We start from the raw sequence: 21,924 nt of genomic DNA, 5'->3' as shown, positions 1-21,924 counted from the left end.
GTACCTGACCATTCAAAATCTCATTTCGTCCTTTAATTAAACGATCCTGTATTTCTAATCTTAAAACTGCTTCTTGGATGTTTAAAGCAAGCATTTTACAGATTATGAAAAGCAAGATCACGGGCGGAGAAACTGAATTTCTGTTTTCATTTAAGATACTCCACAAATATGATGTCAAATATTATCGCTGCAAACAGACGGGATTTATTCAAACCGAGGAGCCTTACTGGCTTGATGAAGCTTATAAAACTGCGATTACAAAATTGGATGTTGGTCTGGTTCGCAGAAACTCCAACCTGGCCGATCTAACCGAAAAGCTCCTGGTCAAGTTCTTTGACTACAATGAGCTTTTTTTAGACTACGCAGGAGGGTACGGGTTGTTCACACGTATGATGCGGGATAAAGGTTTCAAATTTTACCACACAGATCAGTTTTGTGATAATCTTTTTGCCGAGTACTTCGATTTCGATCAATTAACAGAAGATAATCGATTTGAGCTTGTTACGGCTTTTGAAGTTTTTGAGCATTTAGCTGACCCATATCGGGAGATAAATGATATTCTTAAATTAGCTGATAACATCCTGTTTACTACCGAGATTATTCCCGCGAACATTGACAATATCTCGGAATGGTACTATATCTCAGGAGAAACCGGTCAACATATATCGTTCTACACAGTGAGTGCATTAGAATATCTCGCCAGGCAGTTTGGTCGCTATTTTTACACAAACGGAACGACAACTCATTTATTTACAAAAAGGTTTTTAAGCGCCGACCCATTTTTCACGCCTATTGTGCGCGAGCCGTTTTTACTTCGTAAAGCCAGAAAATATGTCAGAAGGTACGATGAAAAGGAGCGTATTCAAATGGAAAGCCTAATTGGTCACGACTGGCAATTTGTCAAGAATAAACTTAATGGCTTATGAGCGCACTAGTGCTTACGAATCTTTATCGCGAATGCATTTGCAGGGTTTGTAATCAGCAGCTGATTGATATCTTTTTCGGTAAATCCGCTTTGCTTTAATGCGGGAATGAGCTTGTCGGAAATGGAAGTATACCCTCTGAACTTTCCTCCATCGGGCTCGCCTGGCTGATACCAGCCGGCGTCGTGTGAAATCAGGACCTGATTCAACAGGCGCTTTGCTTTGAGATGATCAAGCAAAGCCGCCATTTTATCAATGTTCTCGTCGTTTATCCCATCCAAACTAATCCAGCAGCCGGTTTTTCCGATCCTTTCCATTTCCTCATAGCTGCCATTTGCATGTACCCAGACGAAAGCTGCGGGACTTACTCCGGCATTTTGCAGGATCTCGATTTCCTGAGCGGCAGGAAGTGCAGGGCCTGTGTGAGAGCAGATGGTCAGTCCCGTTTTCAGGTGTGTCAATGCAGCTGCTTTTATCAGTTTTTGGTGGAGTTCAGATAATGCGCCACTGTTTACGCCGGTTTTGATAAATCCAGGCTTCACATTTGTCCCTTCAATACCATTTTCAAATTCACTTGTCCACCGGGCTGAAAGTTGCTCAGCAGTTTCGGTAAAGGCCCATTGTGGAAGGTATTTATTATCTGATGCGCCGTAGTAGCCGGTATTTGTCAAGATTTGAAGCCCGGATAATTCCGACAGTTTTTGCAATAACCTCACATCCCGCCCCAGGAATGCCGGGGTGCATTCCACAATGCTTTGAAAGCCTCGTTCCTTAATCTCGATCAGGTAAGGAAGTACTTTTTTGATCACCTGCCCGTGCTCCCATCTGTCGGATGAAATTTTGTCGGCGCCAATGAAGTCAACAAGTACGTGTTCGTGAATAAGTGTTTTGCCAAGTCCGGAAGGTTTGATCCTGCCCTGAACTGTGTTGATATAAGTTTCTGAAAAACTGGGTATGTTAGAAAGGAGCACCGTCGCTGCCGAACTTTTGATAAATTCCCTGCGCGAATAGTTGCTGCTGCTTCGTCCCATTATTCGACAATGATAAATGGAGTCGGGCTGAATGAGATTACAAATATGATCAGCGCGCAAATCCCCAGAATAATCCGTGGCGTGTCGAGTGGTTCGTTCTGTTCAGTTTCGGGATGTTTGATTCCCAGAAAACGTCCAAGGATGAATACAAAAGGCAGGAAGCCAGTCGAACCCTGCAAATCTGGTCGCAGGTAAGACAATGCAAATTGGAGTACGACGATGATCAGGCTGCACATCAATGCGGTGCTAAGATTATCGAAAACCCTTTTAAAACAGATATAAAGCAGGTAAATGTAGATGAAAAGATACAGCAGCTGTTCGTAGAAGATTGCGTCGCTGCCCGTTGCGAAAGACTCTGCACGAAAAAGGCCAAGACCCGCATAGAATGCAAAAAGCCCGAACAGAATGGGCGCTACCACATCGAATTTCTTTTTTCCTATCAAACCGTAAAGAATGTGGCCGCCGTCGAGCTGGCCGATCGGGATCAGGTTAAGTGATGTGAAAAACAAGGCGAGATAGCCTGCCAGCAGATAAGGATAATGCTGCATTTCGTAAGGATGCGGCAGTCTCTCCGGGTTTGCAACGTAAGTTTTAAACAGCCAGAAAAGGATATTATCGCCTAATACAAGGTTACCTGAGGCATTTTCATAAACAAACTGCGGGTAGCTGGATCCGAATCGCGCATATTCCGGGTGGATCGTAAAGATATAATCCACTGGCGGCAAATGCGTAAATCCGTACCAGAGTACCGCCAGCGCCGCGACAAAGCCTGCCAATGGACCGGCGATCCCGATGTCAAAGAATTTAAGACGGGATTTTACGAAAGAAGTAATGCGGATGAACGCACCCAGCGTGCCGATACTTTGCGAGAAACCAAACCACATTGGAACGTAATAAGGCAAGGTCACTTTTACCTGATGGGCCCTTCCTACAAAATAGTGACCGAATTCGTGAATGGTCAGTATGGCAAGGAATGGAATGGAGAAATGGAAGCCTTGCTTGAATTGCTCCCAGCCCATTAACCGGGATTCAGCCTCTATGGATTTTGCGGCATCAACCCCGCCAAGAAATGCGAAAAAGTCGTAAACGAATGAGAAAATATTACCAAAAATCCATTCAGCACCTGCCAAAGTGGTTGTGATTACAGTCACAATAAAAAGTATCGCCTGAATCAGATAAGTGCGTGTGCTAGACTGCATATTCTTTTAGATATTCCAGAATGGTGGTCGGCTTTTGAACGTGAATAGTAGCAATGCCAAGCTTCGCTGCGCCTTGAATGTTGTCGTAATTATCGTCTAAGAACAGCGTCTCTTCTGCGTTAATGCCGGCCTGATCGAGCACTTTTTGGTAAATGCGCGTATCGGGTTTCATCAGGCCCATTTCATAAGAGAGGAAGACTATCTCAAAAAGATCTTCCAGCCTGTCGATACCTGTTGAAGCTTTAAGGATTTTGTTAACCTGGGTAATGTGAATGGAGCTGGTATTGCTAAGCAGGAAAATTCGGTATTTGGTCGCCAGCTTTTGAAGCAGTTCCACGCGCTCGGGGGGGAGATCAAGCAGCAGACTGTTCCAGGCTGTATCAATTGCTTCGTCGGACAGATCTGAGAAGTCCAGGATCTTTCTTACAAAATCGCGGAATCCTGCTTCGTCGAGCGAGCCTGTCTCGAAATGCCGGAAAATGTCGTTATCCCTGAAAATTTCGAGTATTTCGCGCTGTTCCCGGCCACTCAGTTCCGCAAATGATTTCGACGCAACAGGAACATCAATGTTCAGAATGACGTCGCCTAAATCGAAAATGATGTTCTTGATCTGCGGGTTTTTCATAGTTTTTTGGGTGTTGCTGGCTATTAGCTACTCAACCACAACTCCCATGGCACAGAACTTCTCAATGCGCTGGTCAATGCGGTCTTGCTCGTTGATGGAAGTAAGTGATGATATGTTTTCGAGGATTACTTCTTTCAGCTTTTCGGCCATCCAGTTATGATCCAGATGTGCGCCTCCGAGCGGTTCGGGGATAATTCCGTCTATCAGGCCGTTTTTCTTCATGTCCTTGGCCGTAATCTTCATCGCTTCCGCTGCCTGCTCCTTGAAATCCCAGCTCCTCCACAGGATCGCAGAGCAGTTTTCGGGAGAGATGACCGAGTACCAGGTATTTTCAAGCATTAAAACACGGTCACCTATCGCAATACCCAGTGCACCGCCAGAAGCGCCTTCTCCGATCACAATACAAATCACCGGTACTTTCAGCATGAACATTTCTTTCAGGTTCCGCGCGATGGCTTCGCCTTGTCCGCGTTCTTCGGCTTCCATACCCGGGAATGCACCCGGCGTGTCGATCAGCGTGACAATGGGCTTGTTGAATTTCTCGGCCAGCTTCATCAGGCGCAATGCCTTACGATAACCTTCCGGATTTGGCATCCCGAAATTCCTGTGCTGACGCTGCTTTGTGTTGCGCCCTTTCTGCTGGCCAATCAGCATAAAAGACTGTCCGCCTACATTCGCGAGCCCGCCAATAATAGCCGGATCATCACGTACCTGGCGATCACCGTGCAATTCAATGAACTCGTCACAAATCAGCTCGATGTAGTCAAGCGTGTAGGGGCGGTCCGGGTGACGTGAAAGCTGAACACGCTGCCAGCGCGTCAGGTTTTCAAAGATCTCTTTTCGAAGATTTGTGATATTGTTTTCCAATAAGGAAATGGCGTCTGAAAAATCCACATTGTTTTCCTGCGCCAATGTCTTCATTTCTTCGAGCTTACGTTCGAGCTCGGCCATAGGTTTTTCAAAATCCAGGTATGTTCTCATCTTTTAGGTTCTGGTTGGTCGGGGAAAAGCGTTTTCAGAGTTCGTAAGTGGTTCCCCTCACAGGTATTTCTACCGATTTAAAGCCATTTTCTTGAATCTTGCTTTGGAATTCAGCCATACTTTGCTGTTCTCCATGGACCAGGAACACGCGTTTGAGCTTTTCCGGGTCCTGCATTTTAACAAATCTCAGAAGATCGTTCTGATCTCCGTGGCCGCTAAATACGTCAATTTTTTCAATATTAGCCAAGACAGGCAGCTGCTTTCCGCGGATCGAGATTGTATCCTGTCCATTGAGCAGGCGCCAGCCCAGCGTGCCTTCGGAAGCATAGCCGATCATCAGGATTGTAGCGTATGGATTGCCGATGTTGGCTTCCACGTGCTGCTCCACTCGTCCGCCTTGCACCATTCCCGATGAGGAAATGATAATGCAGGGTTCATTGTAGTTGGATACAGCCCTGCTCGCATCGGCGCTTTCCAGGTAAATAAGGTTCTCGAAGTCGAAAAGCATATCATTGTCTTCCTGAAAATCCCGTGCCTCTCTGTTCAGCATTCTGGCGTGTTTCTGGTACACTTTCGTACTGCTGTGCGCAAGCGGACTATCCGAGAATACTTTGATAAACGGGAAAGACTTGTCCAGATATAACTGGTTGAGCGTGTACAGCAATGCTTGCGTACGGCCAACGCTGAACGACGGAATAATGAGCCTGCCGGGTATGTCAATGCAGGTACGTTTGATCACATCTGCCAGCGCATCCACCGGCGTGCCTGTATTTTCATGCAGCCGATTCCCATAGGTAGACTCGCAAACCAGGTAATCGACCTGCGGGACCTCCTGAGGATCAATCAGGAGCGGATAGTTTTTACGGCCGATATCTCCTGAGAAACAAAGCCGCTTCTTTTCGCCGTTTTCGTAAACTTCAAGCACAATGTGTGCAGCGCCAAGCAAATGTCCGGCCGGGTAGAAAGTCACAGTTACATTATCTGCAATGCGGTAACGGTTACCAAAAGCAACCGGCACAAAATTGTCCATTGCTTCGATCACATGTTTTTCAACATAGTAGTCTTTCGGTACCTCTTTCTTTTTGCCGCGCTTTTTAGAGGAACCCTGTCGCGCATTAAGCCGCTTCTGGTGCAGGTTGGCAGCGTCTTTCAGCAGTAGCGACGTGAGCGCCATAGTGGGCTCCGTACACACAACTCTGCCTTCGAAACCCTCCTTGTATAAATTAGGAATGTTACCTGAGTGATCAATGTGAGCGTGTGTTAATAGTACTGTATTAATGAGGCTTGGTTCAAACGGAAAGACACCTTTTTGCTCTTCATATCTGTTTTTCCTGCCAATCTCATCCAGGTCAAAATCCGAGCCGCAGTCAATCAAAATCCGGTAGTCGTCAGATTCCAGCAGGAACATGCTTCCGGTCACTTGTTGTGCAGCTCCCCAAAATGTCAATTTCATATAAAAATGGGGTGAAAACCTAAATTGGTTTCATGCATCTGACAAAAGTACCAAAAATCAGGCTGAGATTTGGGCTTAACTTATTAGTTTAGATTCTCAGGCCAAAGTTTTACCCCTGTTTTCAGCTCGACTACATCTCTATGAATTTGCGTATTTTCCTGTGTACTATCCTTTTCTGTCCCGCTGTTTTTGGTCAAAAGGTAGATAGTACCGCATTGAACAACCTGCGCGACGCAGCGCTGGAATTTCAGAACAGCGAAATGATGCGAAGCGGGACACTGGCGATCAGCATCAAGTCGGTGAAGGAGAAGGTACCTGTTTTTGGCCTGCACCAGGAAATGTCTCTTCCGTCGGCATCGACATTGAAACTCGTTTCCACCGCTACTGTACTGGCTGTTTTTGGAGGCGATTATAAATTTCAGACTTTCCTTGAACACGACGGACAAATTAAAGGGGATACCTTGCTGGGGAACCTGTACATTCACGGAACGGGCGATCCTTCGCTGGGCAGTGAGCGGTTTCCGGGCTTTCTCAAATCTCCGGAACTGATTGGTCGATGGTCGGCAGCAGTTAAAAACGCCGGAATAAAGCACATTAAAGGAAAAGTGCTTGCCGATGCTTCTTTTTTCGATAGTGAAACGGTAGCCAGTACGTGGATTTGGGGAGATATGGGCAACTATTACGGAGCTGGTGTGCAGGGACTTAACTTGAATGAGAACCTATACCGCGCCAAGTTCAGGCCCGGCTCGGAACCTGGCGATCCTGCGACATTCTTAGGCATTGAACCGGCTATTCCATATCTCACATTTACGAACCGGGTAATTACCGGTGAAAAGGGGAGTGGCGACAAAACGATTCTTTATTCCAGTCCGCTCGGGAATCAGGTGGTGCTCACGGGAACGGTACCCGCAGGTACTGCCAGCTTCACCGTTAAAGGCTCCATTCCCAATGCAGCTGAATATGCCGCATTCGCATTGAAAACGGCACTTGCTAATGCAGCAATACGAATTTATGATCAGAACCCGCCTTTTTCAGGTGTAGTCACAGGAAGTCAAAGGAAGGTCTTGGATGAATATAAATCGCCTGCGTTGCGAGAGCTTTGCCAGCAGACAAACTACTGGAGTATCAACCTTTTTGCAGATGCATTCTTAAAGCAAGCAGGAAAGAGACTTTCCGGTAAATCGGACTTCGACAATGCGGCACTCGCAGTAACCGGTTACTGGTCTGCAAAAGGAGCTGATTTGCGGGGATTTTACATTAAAGATGGCAGCGGGCTCTCGCCTTCGGGTTCTATTACTGCCGGCAGCCTGACTGAGATTTTAAATCTCGCAAACAAAGAGGCAAGCTTCAATGATTTTTATAAAAGTATTGCGGTTTTAGGTCAAAATGGTACAGTCAGAAACCTGGCAAAAGGTACAAAGGCAGCAGGAAATGTGCATGCAAAAAGCGGCTCCATTGAAGGTACACGAGCGTATGCAGGCTATTTCACGACAAAGTCTGGCGCGTTGATGAGTTTTGCGATTATTGCCAACAAGTATATGCCTGGCAGCCAGCGTATAGTTTCCGACGAACTCGTAAAGCTCATGGTCTTAATGGCGCAGTTGTGAGAAGTCTTGCTAGCTTTGCAGGATAGCTCAACTTTCGGTTACAAATGAATAAAATTGATGTATGCGTTATCTACTATGGTAAACCGTACCAAACGATCATCTCCATACTCTCGCTCCTGAAATTCAGCGGTCAGCACATTAACAAGCTTTACATTACGATAGAAAAGTCACAGCCTTACGACAAGTTCGGAGATGTGTACCATGTGATCAAAACGATTAACCCGCTGGTTGAGATCGACCTTTACTACCCCGAATACTTTTACCAGCTCGATTGTCTTGATTACGAGCGTACCCGACATGACAGCGCGTACCGTTACCATATTCCATATCAGTATGCACTTGAAAATGCGACAAGTGAATACCTGTTTATCATGCATAATGACATGGTTTTTCACCGAGATATGATCGGTGAGATGCTGCCTACATTCACTGATCCGAATGTGGCGGGAACCGGTTCAATCGGGCAATGCTGGTCGTGTCCGGGCTTTTCCGCCGGGCTTTGCCACGGATCGAAGTTTGACCAGTATGTTCCTACTCAGGAAGAGGCAATTGCGTTGCATGAAACATACAACACTCCGCGAAAGGAAAAGGATATTGAAGTGTTAAAAACAGGGCGTGTTCACCCGATGCCCGAGTGCCGCCTGAATGAATATGCCTGCCTGATCAACCTGGATTTATATAGAAAAAACACGCTGCCGGAAGGCAATAACGTATGTTTTGGTGGAAACTGGGGCTTTACTGCCGATTTGGGTACGGGCTGGTTTCACCAGATGGTCAACCAGGGATTCCGTTTTCAGCAATTTGTTTTGGAAGACTATGCGAAGCACTCACAATTCAATCCGGTAGGTCAGGGGATACAAGCTTATACCAAGGCAGACAACTACAACCTGAGCGAGCGGAATGCATTGGAATACCTCAAAGCCAACTTTAAAACAGACGCAGCACTTGACAGGAAATACAAGCTCTTATCGAAACTAAGAGTAGCCAAAGGAAAGCTGGGAAAATTCCAGGCACTCTGGGTTCATCGGGCGAAGAAGGTTTACAGGAAGGTGTTGGGGTAGGGTTTTGTCACCCTGAGCGGACCGGACCGCCGGGCGGTCCGGTCCGCTCAGGGTGACAAAAAGAAAACAATGCTCAGGGTGACAAAGCTTTGGTGAAAAAGCATAGGTAACAAGGAACAGCTACTTCACCTCCTCAATCACAAAGTTGTGATTCGTATAAATGCAAAGATCAGCTGCAACTGTGAGTCCCTCTCTCACCATTTCTCCTGCTGATAAATGCGGCGCGTGTTTTTTCAATGCCTGAGCAGCGGATAATGCATAATTTCCACCCGAGCCGATTGCTGCAATGCCGTTTTCAGGTTCCAGAACATCGCCTGTTCCTGATATAACCAGGATTTCGTCTTTGCTGGCTGTGATCATCATGGCTTCCAACTTTCTTAAATAGCGGTCTGTACGCCAGTCTTTGGCAAGTTCAATAGCGGCGCGTTTCATATTGCCGCCGTATGCATTCAGTTTTTCTTCAAACCGCTCGATCAATGTAAATGCGTCCGCTGTGGAGCCTGCAAATCCGGCGAGGATCTTTCCTCCCATCAATACCCTGATTTTTTTGACATTACCTTTGGCAACAGTATTGCCCATTGTCGCCTGCCCGTCAGCGCCGAGCGAAACTGTTCCATTGTGTAAAACTCCCAGTACGGTTGTTGCGTGTATTTTCTCCATGAATATTGACTCTGAGTGATTCGATTTGGTTAGTGCTTCAAAACAAAAGTGCCAGACCGGGAAGCCTGACACTTTGTGCATTGATTAGTATTTATAGAACTGATTTTGTCATTAAACCAGCATGCTCATCGGCTCTTCCAGCAATTTCTTAACTGTTAGCAGGAACTGGGCAGCAGTTGCTCCGTCCACCACACGGTGATCAGCAGAAAGCGTTACTTTCATAATGTTGGTCGGGTAAACCGTTCCGTCTTCTTTGAAAGCAGCAACCTTCTTGATCCCACCTACTGCAAGAATGCAGGAATCCGGCGGGTTGATGATCGCAGTAAATTCATCTACTCCGAACATACCCAGGTTGGATACAGAGAATGTATTTCCTTCCCATTCTTTCGGCTGCAATTTTTTATCCTTCGCTTTTCCGGCCAGTTCTTTTACCTCTGTTGAAATAGCAGAAAGCGTCTTTTTGTCAGCATCACGTACCACGGGAACAAGCAAACCTTCGTCTACCGCAACCGCAACACCTACATTGACATAATTGTATCTTCTGATCTTATCACCCAACCAGGCGGAGTTAACGGCAGGATGTTGCTTCAATGCAACTGCACAAGCTTTGATCACCATATCATTGAAGGAGATCTTGGCAGGGCTTACTTCATTGAGCTGCGGGCGAAGCGACATGGCTTTGTCCATTGTGATTTCCATGGTAACATAGAAATGCGGCGCAGTGAACAAGCTTTCGCTCAGGCGGCGCGCAATGGTCTTGCGCATTTGCGACACTGGTGTATCCGTGAAATCGCCGGTTGCAGGTGCGCTTGCTGCGGCTGGCGCAGCTTGTTCTGCCTGTTTTGGTTTTTCAGCAGGAGCAGCTGAGGCAGTTTCAGGCGCAGCTTGTTTAGCAGCAGGCTTGAATTCGTCTACATCCCGTTTTACGATCCTTCCATTGTCACCGCTGCCTTCGATCTGGCTCAGGTTGATTCCTTTCTCATCTGCCATTCTTTTGGCAAGCGGAGAAGCTTTGATCCGATCGCCGGAATCTGCTACGGAAACAGATTTGTCTGCTTCGCTTTCGCCAGCAGGTGCAGCTGATTTTTCCGGTGCAGGAGCACTTTCAGCAGCAGGTGCTTCGCCGTTTTCACGGGCGATCAATGCATCTACATTGGCGCCTTCTTCTCCGATTACCGCGATAATTCCATCGACAGGCACCGATTCACCTTCTTTAATTCCGACGAAAAGCAAAGTCCCGTCTTCATATGCTTCCAGCTCCATCGTGGCTTTGTCGGTTTCGACTTCTGCCAGAATATCACCGGATTTCACTTTATCACCTACTTTTTTCTGCCAGGAAACCAAAGTTCCCTCTTCCATCGTATCGCTCATTTTGGGCATACGAACCACAGCAGCATTGATTTTCTCGGCAGGTGCACTTGCAGGAGCGGGTTCCTTGGCTTCCTGCTCGGGGGTTACGGTTTCCACCGCAGCTGCTTCCGGCGCTGGTTTTGTATCCTCTTTTGGTGCGGCACTTCCGTTGCTTGCAGCTCCGTTGCTGCCACCTTCCAGCAGCGATTTATAATCTTCACCTTCGTTACCTACTACCGCCATAACTCCGTCAACTGGCACGGAATCACCTTTATTAACTCCGATGTAGAGAAGCGTACCGTCATAGTAAGATTCCATTTCCATCGTAGCCTTATCGGTTTCTACCTCAGCCAGGATATCGCCGGATTTTATTTTATCACCTACTTTTTTGTGCCATTCCGCGATAACACCCTCTTCCATGGTGTCGCTCATTTTGGGCATACGAATTACTTCTGCCATATCGCTTGTTAAGGTATTTTAGTTTCTTCGGTCTTAAATTAGATTCAGGTCAAAATTACAATAAAAGGCCAATTCTGCACCCAGTTTTGAGATAATTCTAAAACCCGGAACGCATTAATTGATCTTCAATACAGCCATAAACGCCTCCTGCGGGATCTCGACGTTACCAACCTGACGCATTCGTTTCTTTCCTTTTTTCTGTTTTTCAAGAAGCTTTCGTTTCCTTGAAATATCACCTCCGTAACACTTGGCCAATACGTCTTTACGCATTGCTTTCACTGTTTCCCGTGCAATGATCTTCTGACCTATCGCTGCCTGGATTGCAATTTCAAACATCTGCCGTGGGATCAGCTCACGCAATTTTTCGCAAAGCTTTTTACCCCATTCGTAAGATTTTGACCTGTGTACAATAGCAGATAATGCATCCACCGGCTCGCCGTTGAGCATCACATCCAATTTCACCATATCCGACTCCTGGTAACCTGCCAGTTCGTAGTCAAGGGAGGCGTAGCCGCGGGAAATGGTTTTAAGTTTATCAAAAAAGTCAAACACAACCTCAGCCAGCGGGATCAGGAATTGCAGCTCCACGCGCTCGGAAGTAAGGTAAACCTGATTTTTCAGGATACCTCTCTTGTCCATACACAAGTTCAGGATCGGACCGATGTAGTCCGACTTGGTAATAATCTGTGCATTGATATAAGGTTCTTCAATAACCTTAATATGATTTGGATCAGGCATCTCGGAAGGTGCGCTGATGTTCAGGAGCTTGTCTTTTGTATTAACCACCCGGAACTGCACGGAAGGAACGGTCGTAATCACCGTCATATCAAATTCCCTTTCCAGCCTTTCCTGCACGATTTCCATGTGGAGCATGCCAAGAAAGCCGCAACGGAACCCGAACCCAAGCGCAGCAGAAGTTTCCGGCTCCCATACAAGCGCCGCATCGTTCAGCTGCAGTTTCTCCATTGCTTCACGGAGCTCTTCAAATTCGCTGGTGTCAACAGGGTAAATGCCGGCAAAAACCATTGGTTTTACCTCTGAAAAACCAACAATAGCTTCTTTGGCGGGACGATCAATATGTGTGAACGTATCGCCTACTTTTACTTCTTTCGCAACCTTAATACCGGAAATCAGGTAACCTACATCACCACATTCCACGACTTGCTTTGGGATCTGCTGCAAGCCGAGTGTGCCGATTTCGTCAGCAATATATTCTTTTCCGGTCGCCATGAACTTAACCCTGTCGCCTTTACGGATACTTCCGTTTTTCACCCGGAAAATAACTTCGATACCGCGGTATGAATTAAAAACCGAGTCGAAAATCAACGCTTGCAAAGGTGCTTCGGGATCGCCTACCGGGGCAGGAATGCGCTCCACGATGGCATTCAGGATATCTTCAATGCCAATTCCCTCTTTTCCACTTGCAGGAATGATATCTTCCCGCTTGCAGTCAAGCAGGTCCACCATTTCATCTTTGATCTCCTCTGGCATTGCACCGGGAAGGTCAATTTTGTTGAGGACCGGAATGATCACCAGATCGTGGTTGATCGCAAGGTATAAGTTGGATATTGTCTGCGCCTCAGTGCCTTGTGATGCATCCACAAGCAGCAATGCACCCTCACAGGCCGCAATAGAGCGGGATACTTCGTATGAAAAATCGACGTGCCCGGGGGTATCGATCAGATTGAGGATGTATTCTTCTCCCTTGTAAATGTAGTTCATCTGAATCGCGTGGCTCTTGATTGTAATGCCTCGTTCGCGTTCCAGATCCATATTGTCCAGCAGCTGCGCCTGCATTTCCCGCTGCGTTACTGTTTTGGTAAATTCAAGCAGACGGTCGGCCAGGGTACTTTTGCCGTGGTCAATATGGGCAATAATGCAAAAATTACGGATTTTCTTCATGAAAATGGTTACTATTCAAATGCTTTGCGGTACAAACTCGGTTCAAAGCAAACACAAAATTACGAGGGGATTTAATATTTCAACTGCTTTTCTCAGGTAACTTGAAAGTATTACCGCGGTGAGGTGTTTTCAGGAAAATTGACTTAGTCCAGCGACACCATCGCTTTGATCACTCCTTTCGCGGGATCAAGCCAGCTTTCGAAAGTATCTTTTACCTCTCCGAAAGTGACCCGGTGCGTAATATATGTTTTCGGGTCGACCTGCCCGTTTTTCATGTTTTTAATTACATGTTCAAAATCTTCCCGTGTTGCATTGCGGCTGCTCATCAATGTGGCTTCGCGTTTGTGAAACTCAGGGTGGCTGAATGTAATATCTCCCTTTTGCAGGCCCACAAGCACATAACTGCCTCCATGTGCGAGGTAGGTAAACGCCGTGTTGATGGCGCGCAGGCTTCCCGTCGCGTCGATGATCACAGTTGGCATTTCGCCATTTGTGATTTCTGCTAACCGTTCCAAAACAGGCTCCGTTAATGCATTCACGGTGTGTTGCACGCCGATTTTTTCACGACAAAAAGCAAGTCTGGCATCGTTGATATCCAATGCGATGACATTCCCGCCGGCTATTCTGGCAAATTCCATGGTACCCAGCCCGATAGGTCCTGCGCCTACTACCAGCACATTTTCACTTTCCCGAACACGCGCGCGCCTCACCCCGTGTGCGCCAATGGCCAGGGGTTCCACCAATGCAAGTTCGTCGAAGCTGAGGCCGTCGCCATGCACCAGGGAGTAGGAGGGCACCGAGAGATACTCCACCATTCCGCCGTCAATGTGAACACCCGATACTTTCAAAGTAGTGCAGCAATTTGGCTTACCATTCCGGCAGGCAACACATTTCTGGCAATTGAAATAAGGTATGAAGGTGACAGCTTCACCGACTGAAAAATCATTACGATCTGTATTTACAACCTCTCCTGCCAGTTCGTGCCCCAGGATTCGGGGATAGTTGAAAAAAGGCTGCGTTCCTTCAAAGGCGTGCAGATCGGTTCCGCATATCCCTATTCGTCTGATGCGGATCAGCGAGTGACCAGACAGGATTTCAGGCTGTAAAGTATCCTGGTATTCAAAGTGGCCTGGTGTAGTGCAGACAAGTGTTTTCATTTGGCGAGGCGTCACTGAGTATTGGAATTAAAACAGATTAAGAATTGGCAAGCGCACGGTCCAGGTGTACATAGCCACCATCGACATAAATCAACTGTCCGGTTGTGTGGCTGGAACGCTCGGAAAGCAGGAATACTGTAGTATTTGCAATTTCTTCGGAAGTTGTCATCCGATTTTCGAGCGGAATATTGGCGGTAATGGAAGCTAACTTTTCAGCAGGATTTGGCAAAGTTTCAATCCAGCGTTCGTAAAGCGGCGTCCAGCATTCAGCTACAACAACTGCGTTGACCCGGATTCCGTATTTCAACAGTTCAACCGCCCATTCACGCGTTAATGCATTTCTTCCGCCATTGGCAGCGGCGTAAGCTGAGGTGCCTCCCTGGCCTGTATCCGCAGTTTTAGAGGTAATATTTACAATCGCGCCTTTGGATTGTTTCAATGCAGGCAAGGCATAATGCGCCATAAGGTAGTAATGCACAACATTTTTATGCAAAGAGGCGATGAAGCCGTTGTAGTCGCCATTTTCAAGACCAACACCGTCGTTTACACCTGCATTATTGACCAGGCCGTCGATCCGTCCGTACTTTTCCAAAACAGCTTTGACCGCCTTCTCAGATTCTTCCGGTTGCGTAAGCTCTGCAACAACCTGAAATGAGGCGAAACCCTTCGAGGCGAGATCATCCACGATTTTCTGATTATCATCTGCATTCCGGCCTACGATTACCGGAATAGCGCCCTCTTTTGCCAAAACCTGCACGATCCCTTCGCCGATTCCCTTTGCGCCGCCGGTAACGATAACTACTTTATTTTGAAGCTGTAAATCCATATTGTTAAAGAATTCAGGTTAGTGGTTTCAATAAATCAATGTGAAGTTCCGAGTGTGACTTTTTTGATAGAGTTATTTTTAACAGCAAAATAAAGAACAACCAGAAAGCACACCGCAGGAACAACGTAGGCGGTTTGGATAGAAGAAATGTCAGAAACCTGTCCCATAATAACGGGAAAGAAAGCGCCTCCGACAATAGACATAATCACAAGGGAAGAGCCAATTTTAGTCTTTTCACCAAGTCCGCGGATACTCAATGCAAATATTGTAGGGAACATGATCGACATGAAGAACTGCACGCCCACGAGCGCGTATACCGCCGCCATTCCCGTGGTAGTCACCGCTACTGCGAGCAGGGCTACATTCAGAATACTATATAATGCAAGCAGTCGGGGCGGAGCTATGAAACGCATCAGGTAAGTGCCAATGAAGCGGCCGATCATAAAGCTCAAAAATGCGCCCGAGAGGAGGTATGCAGCTGTTTTTTCTTCTATCCCCGCCACTTTATCAGAAAAACGGATAAAAAAGCTGCTGATACAAACCTGTGCACCAACATAGAAAAACTGCGCGGTAGCACCCAGCAGCAGGTTTTTCTCACCCCAAATAGAGCTACCGGCGGTGCCTTCGCTGTCATTTTCGTCCTTGATTTCCGGAAGGGAAGTCCGCCAGATCAGCACTGCTACCAGCAACACAACCAAGCCAATTACTATAAATGGTACCTGCACCGAGGCGGCTTCCGCATTGAGATAGGAGTCAAGTGCTTCGCCGGACATGGCCTGTTGCTCTTGCTCCGAAAGTGTTTTGCCCGACAAGATGAAGGTACCGCCCATCAAAGGTGCCAGAAATGCGGCGAGTCCATTAAAGGATTGTGCAAAATTCAGGCGCTGCGTAGCCGAATCAGGATCGCCTAAAACAGTTATATATGGATTTGCAGCGGTTTCAAGCATGGTCAGTCCGCTTGCAATGATGAATAACGCGATCAGGAAAAAGCCAAAATGGCGCATTTCAGCAGCCGGGTAAAACAGGAATGTGCCAAACGCAAAGAGCAGCAATCCTACAGTAATCCCAGCTTTATAGCCGTATTTTTTCATAAACAGTCCTGCCGGGAATGCGATGAGGAAATAAGCAATGTAAGAGGCGGAGTCGATCAGGGCAGATTCAAAATCGCTGAGCTGGCAGGCCTTCTTCAAATGCGGGATCAGTATCGGGTTGAGGTTGAGGGCAAAACCCCAGAGAAAAAACAGCGAAGTGATCAGGATAACAGCCAGCCGCGTTTTACGATCGGTCATAGGAGGTGGAATTTGAGTTCAGGAACGGGTGTAAAATAAAACAAAACAATTCAAAGGAATTATATTTTTTTACCCGCTAAACCAACCTACCTGATGTTCAGTTGTTGCTGTACCTCGTCTTTTCGCCGGCGGGAGACCTCCACCCGCGAGCCATCGGCGAGTACCAGGTATTCGTTATTGCTGCTGATACGAACGATGTATTCCATGTTCACCAGATGCGATTTGTGCGTGCGGACGAACTTGAAATCCACCAGCATATCTTCAAAATGTTTAAGTGTTTTGCTGGCTATAAAGGTTTTATTGTCTTTCAAATGGATAACCGTGTAGTTCCTGTCGGCCTCAAATCTGAGGATCTCGCCAACCATGAAAAAGAAGATACCCTCGGTAGACGCAACTGCCAGTTTGAATTCCTTGTACTCCTTCTTTTCGAAGTTGCTGACCAGGTTTTCATATCGCTGGACTTTCTGTCTGGCCGAATCGCGTCTGAATAAATGCCTTCTTACTGCCACGACAAGATCCGCAGGATCAATTGGTTTTAGAAGATAATCCACGGCACTGAACCTGATCGCCTGAATGGCGTACTGGTTGTACGCGGTAGTGAAAATGACATTAAAGGAAGGTTTATCAATTGCTTTAAGAAGTTCGAAACCGTTCTGGTGCGGCATTTCGATGTCTAAAAAAACGAGCTCAGGGGAATATACCTGCAGCACACTCAGTGCTTCCGCGACGGAAGATGCAATTCTTAATTCCACGATTTGCGGTACATACTCGTGGATGTACTTATATAGAATGCTGCGCGACTTGAACTCGTCGTCTACTATCAATGCTTTGATCATGAGGGTAATATTTAGTTTGTTGATGGATGTGTACTTATTTCTAAGCACGTCCTGCAAGGTAAGTTGCTTGTGCCATCAGCGCCGATGGAATGTGCAATCGGCACTGATGGTTTATTTGGTGGATTGTCGATAGAGACGCGCCGATTTCCTTTTATTAAGTGGATTTGACCGGCAGCTAATCGGAATAACAGCTAGTGAAAGCATAGGTTAAGTTTGTCTGCTCATGTCAAACTCAATCGTCTTTTATGAAGCACCTTATCCGATTCGTCTTATTTTTCTTCCTCGCAGGCACCGTTCACGCGCAGGTACCGCAACAATTCAGCTTCCAGGGCGTAGCCCGGGACGCAGCCGGCAAAGTGGTTCAAAACCGTAACATCGGTCTGCGCATTTCAGTCAGGCCAACCACTGCACTCGGTAGCCCGGTTTATCAGGAAACACATGCAACGCAGACCTCTGCCAATGGAATTTTCAATATTTCGGTAGGAGCCGGCCTCGTACAAAGCGGTCAGTTTGCCGACATTAAATGGGACAGCGACAAATTTTTCCTGCAAGTAGAAATGGATCCGGATGGCGGAAGCAATTATATCAATCTGGGAGCGACGCAATTATTGAGTGTACCTTATGCATTGCACGCAGAAGAGGCGGGTAGGTGGAAGAATGATGATCCGGTAGTGCAACAGGGAAGTTACTCTAAAGGAAAACAATTGCCAATATTAGATTGGGAGCCTGGTAAAACCAAAATGTTGTGGTATCCACGTAAAGGTTCATTTCGCTTCGGATCCTGGAACGGGGAACACGTTTGGTCTGAACAAGGTATAGGTGACTTTTCCTTTGCTGGTGGAATTAACGCTGTTGCAAATGGCTATATGTCGTTTGCATATGGAGCAACCGTGAAGGCATCTGGACAGTTCTCCTTTGTATTTGGCTCGTCCTCAGAAGCGCTGCTCAACAGTATTGCTCTTTGCTTTGATGCAAAAGCGCTTGGTGAGTCTTCTATTGCCATTGGGGATAGAATACAAAGCCTCGGCTCCAAGTCAGTCGCTCTCGGTTATAATCTTCAGAGCAACTCGAAATACGGAATTAGCTTTGGATTAAGTAATGATATTTCAGATGCTGTTGACAATGATCTTAAACCAACTCATCGTTTATTTCAGATCGGAAATGGTGACGAGAATGTTGGAGGTGCGAGGAGAAATGCACTTACGATTCTGAGAAACGGTAATGTTGGGATTGGTAACAATGTCTTGAATCCAACTCACATTCTTGATGTAGGGCATAGAATTCGATTACGGAACAATCCAAATGGAATGACGGCTGGGCTTTGGCTCGATAATGATGCCGGTGCGCAGTACTGTTTTGTTGGTGGACTTGATAACAACCGGACAGGATTTTACTTTGAAGACGGAGGATGGATGTTTACAGTGCGAAACAATGGAAACACTTTCATCGCAGGAACTCTTACCCAAAACTCCGACCTCCGCCTCAAACGCGATATTCTCCCCATATCTGCCAACTTTGAAAAGCTATCTTCTATTTCCGGTAGGTATTATTACTGGAAAGATCCGCAGCGTAGTCAGGGTTTGCAAACGGGTTTGATCGCCCAGGAAGTGGAAGGTGTTTTTCCGGAGCTTGTTGAGACTGACAAGGATGGATATAAGTCAGTTAACTACATTGGCTTGATCCCGCATTTGCTGGAAGCAGTGAAGGAGTTGAAGCGCGAAAATGCACGGCTTGGCAGCGAGAACAAAAAGCTGGCCTCGGACGCGACCAAAATGGCTGACTTGCAGAAGAGGATAGAGGTAATCGAGGCGAGTTTGGTGCATTTACAAGCAACTTCATCTAACTAAGCGCGCTATGATTATTTTAATATGGATCTGCATCGTGGCAGATGTAGCGGCGGCGGTTTTCCTGCTTGTTACTTCCATGACTTCAAACCAGGATGCAGCAGGTGCAGGAATGGTGCTGCTGCCAGCTATTTTGCTGATCGGACTGGCTTTGCTCTCCTACTTTTTAATGCAGAAACAACACAATGGATGGGCATTTGTAACAAGCGGTTTTCCCGCGCTTATCCTGCTGTATCTGCTCTTTATTTCTGTAACCTGAATCAGGCGTGCTCCTGATACGGTTTGCTTTGGAAACTATAAATAAGGTAAAACAATGCAGGCAGGATAAACACACTGCCTAGCAGCAAAGCCATTCCAAGTGCCTGCATTGTTTTTTCCTGACCGCTGTGCTCTACGAGAGATAAGTACCCGTTTTTTAAAATAACGATATTGGGAAAGTGGCGGAAGGTGGTCGTAAGCAAAATCATGGTTACCTGAAAACCTGCAAGCGGGCGGAGGAGCCTGATCTTTCCCTGATAAAGCTGCTGCCACATATAAACAAGTGAAAGCGTAGCGGCCACAATGGCAATTCTGCCCACCCAATTGCCAAATACCCACTCAAACAAAGGTATGTTCTCAAAATAGGCAGCAGTGAATACCAGCGCGCCGCATACCACCGCAGCAATATTGAAAAACTGCGCCTTATGTGCGAAACGAAGCCTGTCATTTTCATTATCGGTTTCACCTATCAGGTATACCGAGGCCAGGAAGCCGCAAATTGCCACGGTAAACAGTCCAACCGCCACTGAAAACCAGTTAAGCCAACTCATAATATAAGCTTCCATAAAACTTCTTGCCTCTGGATTAATATGTCCTGAAACTGCACTTCCAGCTATTATCCCCAGGAACAAGGGTGTGATAAAACTGGAAACAGCGAAGATTGTATTGTAAATGCTCTGCATATCATCTACAACGGCATCATAATGCCGAAACGTAAAGGCAGTACCTCTCGCGATTATTCCCATCAACATGATCGTCAACGGAATATGCAGGAAGACCGACATGGTGGAATAGATCACCGGAAAGCCAACGAACAGAATCACGATTGCGATAATAAGCCACATGTGATTAGCTTCCCATATCGGGCCAATTGCAGAATAGAGCGTTTTCCGGGTGATTGCCTTGTTCTTTTTCGACGTAAACAACTCAATAATACCAGCACCAAAATCCGCTCCGCCCATCAAAAGATAGAGCAAGATCGATGTCCAGAGGAATGTGATGACGACGTAGAGCATTTTTAATGAGTGAATGAGTGAATGAATGTTTTAAGGAGTAAAGGGAGGATGGAGGAAAGGGACGAAAGGGGGCAAATCAACATCCTCCCTTTCCTCCTTATTTATCATAAAGCGTTCCCACCATCTTAATCTGCCTGTAAAGCATGAAAGCCACGAACATTGCAAGTGATGCGTAAACTGCTGTGAATAGGTAGAATGAATAGGCGATGCCTGGCATAGGAGTTACTGCGTCGGCAGTTCGCATTACTTCGTATATAATCCAGGGTTGGCGACCTACTTCTGTAACTGTCCAGCCTGCTTCTACGGCGATGAAGCCCAGCGGAGTGGCAAATACGAAGAGTTTCAAGAGCCATTTTGAACCAAGCCAGTCACGTTTTTTCCATAAAGCCAGAAAGTAAATCGCCGAGATCAGCATCATCGCCATTCCCATTCCCACCATAATTTGAAAAGCATAGTGGGTAGTTGCGACTGGTGGATGGTTTTCTGGTTTGATCTTGTCAAGACCTGTTACTTCCGACTCAAAATCGCCATGAGCGAGAAAGCTCAGAAAACCAGGGAGCTTGATAGCATACTTAACTTCTTTGGCCTCTTCGTCAGGAATTCCACCGAGGATCAGTGAAGCAGATTTTTCAGTTTTGAAATGGGCTTCCATAGCGGCAAGCTTTGCAGGCTGTCTCTCCGCTACGTCCTTTGCAGAAATGTCGCCGCTGAGTGGTTGCAGAATGGCGGCTGCGCAGCCAAATATCGCTGCAATCTTAAATGATTTTGAATGGAAAAGTACATTGTTACCTCGCATGATCATCAATGCATGCACACCCGCAACTGCAAAGCCCGTGGCTACAAAAGCAGCTATTGTCATGTGGAGCGCCTGCGAGAACCACGCTTTGTTAAACATCGCCTGGATCGGGTCAATGTTCAGGTACTGTCCGTTTACAAAATCAAACCCGGCGGGACTGTTCATCCACGCATTTGCAGCTACCACCAGGATCCCCGATGCGAGGCCGCTTACTCCGACAATCACGCCTGTAAACCAATGGAACCATTTGTTAAACCTGTCCCAGCCGTAAAGAAAGAAGCCCAATGCAATCGCCTCAATAAAAAATGCCGTTCCTTCCAGAGAAAACGGCATTCCGAAAATGGGTCCTGCATGCTTCATGAATTCCGGCCAGAGCAGCCCCAGCTCGAAACTTAGCACCGTGCCCGAAACTGCACCCGTTGCAAAGAAAATAGCGACGCCTTTGCTCCAAGCTTTGGTAACATTCTTGTAAACAGGTTCGCCAGTCCGCAGCCAATAAAAGTGAGCAACTGCCATGAAAAATGGCATCACCATACCAATGCAGGAAAATATAATGTGAAATCCCAGAGATAGGGCCATTTGGGATCTCGCAGCAATGAAATCGTCCATTTGGAGTAGAAATTAAGGTGCTTCAAAGCTAGTGAAGTATCC

General features: G+C 46.7%; 19 protein-coding genes. 5 read left to right on the top strand and 14 right to left on the bottom strand.

Annotation, left to right across the window (positions count from 1 at the left end; all coding sequences use genetic code 11):
- The first annotated feature begins 104 nt into the window (after positions 1-104).
- Positions 105-926, top strand: coding sequence for a class I SAM-dependent methyltransferase (locus ASG33_RS10555; protein WP_162242740.1), 822 nt, complete (start codon positions 105-107; stop codon positions 924-926).
- A 5-nt stretch (positions 927-931) separates the two neighbouring features.
- Here ASG33_RS10555 and ASG33_RS10550 read toward each other — a convergent pair whose 3' ends face one another.
- The 5 genes from ASG33_RS10550 to ASG33_RS10530 are packed head-to-tail and all read right to left on the bottom strand — an operon-like array spanning position 932 to position 6,212.
- Positions 932-1,954 carry a phosphotriesterase gene (locus ASG33_RS10550; RefSeq protein ID WP_056284146.1) on the bottom strand — a complete coding sequence of 341 codons (1,023 nt, stop codon included), beginning with the start codon at positions 1,952-1,954 and terminating at the stop codon, positions 932-934.
- A complete protein-coding gene (locus ASG33_RS10545; RefSeq protein ID WP_056284141.1) occupies positions 1,954-3,153 on the bottom strand; it encodes a site-2 protease family protein in 1,200 nt (399 codons plus the stop codon). Before ASG33_RS10545 ends, ASG33_RS10550 begins: the two co-directional genes overlap by 1 nt.
- On the bottom strand, positions 3,143-3,778 hold the full coding sequence (locus ASG33_RS10540; protein ID WP_056284137.1) for an HAD family phosphatase: 636 nt from the start codon (positions 3,776-3,778) through the stop codon (positions 3,143-3,145). Before ASG33_RS10540 ends, ASG33_RS10545 begins: the two co-directional genes overlap by 11 nt.
- A gap of 27 nt (positions 3,779-3,805) precedes the next feature.
- Complete coding sequence (locus tag ASG33_RS10535; RefSeq protein WP_056284134.1) at positions 3,806-4,759, bottom strand: acetyl-CoA carboxylase carboxyltransferase subunit alpha; 954 nt, start codon at positions 4,757-4,759, stop codon at positions 3,806-3,808.
- A 34-nt stretch (positions 4,760-4,793) separates the two neighbouring features.
- The gene (locus tag ASG33_RS10530; RefSeq protein WP_056284131.1) at positions 4,794-6,212 is read right to left on the bottom strand and encodes an MBL fold metallo-hydrolase RNA specificity domain-containing protein; all 1,419 of its coding nucleotides are present in this window, start codon (positions 6,210-6,212) and stop codon (positions 4,794-4,796) included.
- Between the two features lie 140 nt (positions 6,213-6,352).
- On the opposite strand from ASG33_RS10530, the gene dacB reads away from it, so the two are divergent.
- Both dacB and ASG33_RS10520 read left to right on the top strand, forming a co-directional pair.
- On the top strand, positions 6,353-7,819 hold the full coding sequence (dacB, locus tag ASG33_RS10525; protein ID WP_056284128.1) for a D-alanyl-D-alanine carboxypeptidase/D-alanyl-D-alanine-endopeptidase: 1,467 nt from the start codon (positions 6,353-6,355) through the stop codon (positions 7,817-7,819).
- A 44-nt stretch (positions 7,820-7,863) separates the two neighbouring features.
- Positions 7,864-8,880, top strand: coding sequence for a hypothetical protein (locus ASG33_RS10520; RefSeq protein WP_056284125.1), 1,017 nt, complete (start codon positions 7,864-7,866; stop codon positions 8,878-8,880).
- A 120-nt stretch (positions 8,881-9,000) separates the two neighbouring features.
- Here ASG33_RS10520 and hslV read toward each other — a convergent pair whose 3' ends face one another.
- The 7 genes from hslV to ASG33_RS10485 form a co-directional block, all read right to left on the bottom strand.
- A complete protein-coding gene (gene hslV, locus ASG33_RS10515) occupies positions 9,001-9,540 on the bottom strand; it encodes an ATP-dependent protease subunit HslV (RefSeq protein ID WP_031529165.1) in 540 nt (179 codons plus the stop codon).
- Positions 9,541-9,651: 111 nt separating this feature from the next.
- On the bottom strand, positions 9,652-11,349 hold the full coding sequence (locus tag ASG33_RS10510; RefSeq protein WP_056284122.1) for a pyruvate dehydrogenase complex dihydrolipoamide acetyltransferase: 1,698 nt from the start codon (positions 11,347-11,349) through the stop codon (positions 9,652-9,654).
- Between the two features lie 114 nt (positions 11,350-11,463).
- Entirely contained in the window at positions 11,464-13,251 is a 1,788-nt protein-coding gene (gene lepA, locus ASG33_RS10505; RefSeq protein ID WP_056284121.1) for a translation elongation factor 4, read from the bottom strand.
- A 143-nt stretch (positions 13,252-13,394) separates the two neighbouring features.
- The gene (locus tag ASG33_RS10500) at positions 13,395-14,408 is read right to left on the bottom strand and encodes a zinc-binding alcohol dehydrogenase family protein (protein ID WP_056284118.1); all 1,014 of its coding nucleotides are present in this window, start codon (positions 14,406-14,408) and stop codon (positions 13,395-13,397) included.
- Between the two features lie 37 nt (positions 14,409-14,445).
- On the bottom strand, positions 14,446-15,234 hold the full coding sequence (locus ASG33_RS10495) for an SDR family oxidoreductase (protein ID WP_056284117.1): 789 nt from the start codon (positions 15,232-15,234) through the stop codon (positions 14,446-14,448).
- A 35-nt stretch (positions 15,235-15,269) separates the two neighbouring features.
- Positions 15,270-16,523 (bottom strand): L-fucose:H+ symporter permease, encoded by a 1,254-nt coding sequence (fucP, locus tag ASG33_RS10490; protein ID WP_056284113.1) that lies wholly within the window; start codon positions 16,521-16,523, stop codon positions 15,270-15,272.
- An 86-nt stretch (positions 16,524-16,609) separates the two neighbouring features.
- Positions 16,610-17,359: a LytTR family DNA-binding domain-containing protein gene (locus ASG33_RS10485; RefSeq protein ID WP_056284109.1), complete on the bottom strand. Its 750-nt coding sequence runs from the start codon at positions 17,357-17,359 to the stop codon at positions 16,610-16,612.
- 245 nt (positions 17,360-17,604) lie between these two features.
- Here ASG33_RS10485 and ASG33_RS10480 point away from each other — a divergent pair, with 245 nt between their 5' ends.
- Entirely contained in the window at positions 17,605-19,206 is a 1,602-nt protein-coding gene (locus ASG33_RS10480) for a tail fiber domain-containing protein (RefSeq protein WP_056284106.1), read from the top strand.
- A gap of 7 nt (positions 19,207-19,213) precedes the next feature.
- Positions 19,214-19,462 (top strand): hypothetical protein, encoded by a 249-nt coding sequence (locus tag ASG33_RS10475; protein ID WP_056284103.1) that lies wholly within the window; start codon positions 19,214-19,216, stop codon positions 19,460-19,462.
- 1 nt (position 19,463) lies between these two features.
- Here the strand turns inward: ASG33_RS10475 and ASG33_RS10470 are convergent, their stop codons facing one another.
- Positions 19,464-20,477, bottom strand: a complete 1,014-nt coding sequence (locus tag ASG33_RS10470) for a cytochrome d ubiquinol oxidase subunit II (protein ID WP_056284101.1) — start codon at positions 20,475-20,477, stop codon at positions 19,464-19,466.
- A gap of 97 nt (positions 20,478-20,574) precedes the next feature.
- A complete protein-coding gene (locus ASG33_RS10465; protein ID WP_056284098.1) occupies positions 20,575-21,882 on the bottom strand; it encodes a cytochrome ubiquinol oxidase subunit I in 1,308 nt (435 codons plus the stop codon).
- Between the last annotated feature and the right edge of the window lie 42 nt (positions 21,883-21,924).

It is taken from the genome of Dyadobacter sp. Leaf189 (assembly GCF_001424405.1).
Lineage (GTDB): Bacteria > Bacteroidota > Bacteroidia > Cytophagales > Spirosomataceae > Dyadobacter.
The sequence above is the reverse complement of the archived record's forward strand: the minus strand, read 5'-3'. Positions and strand labels throughout refer to the sequence as shown.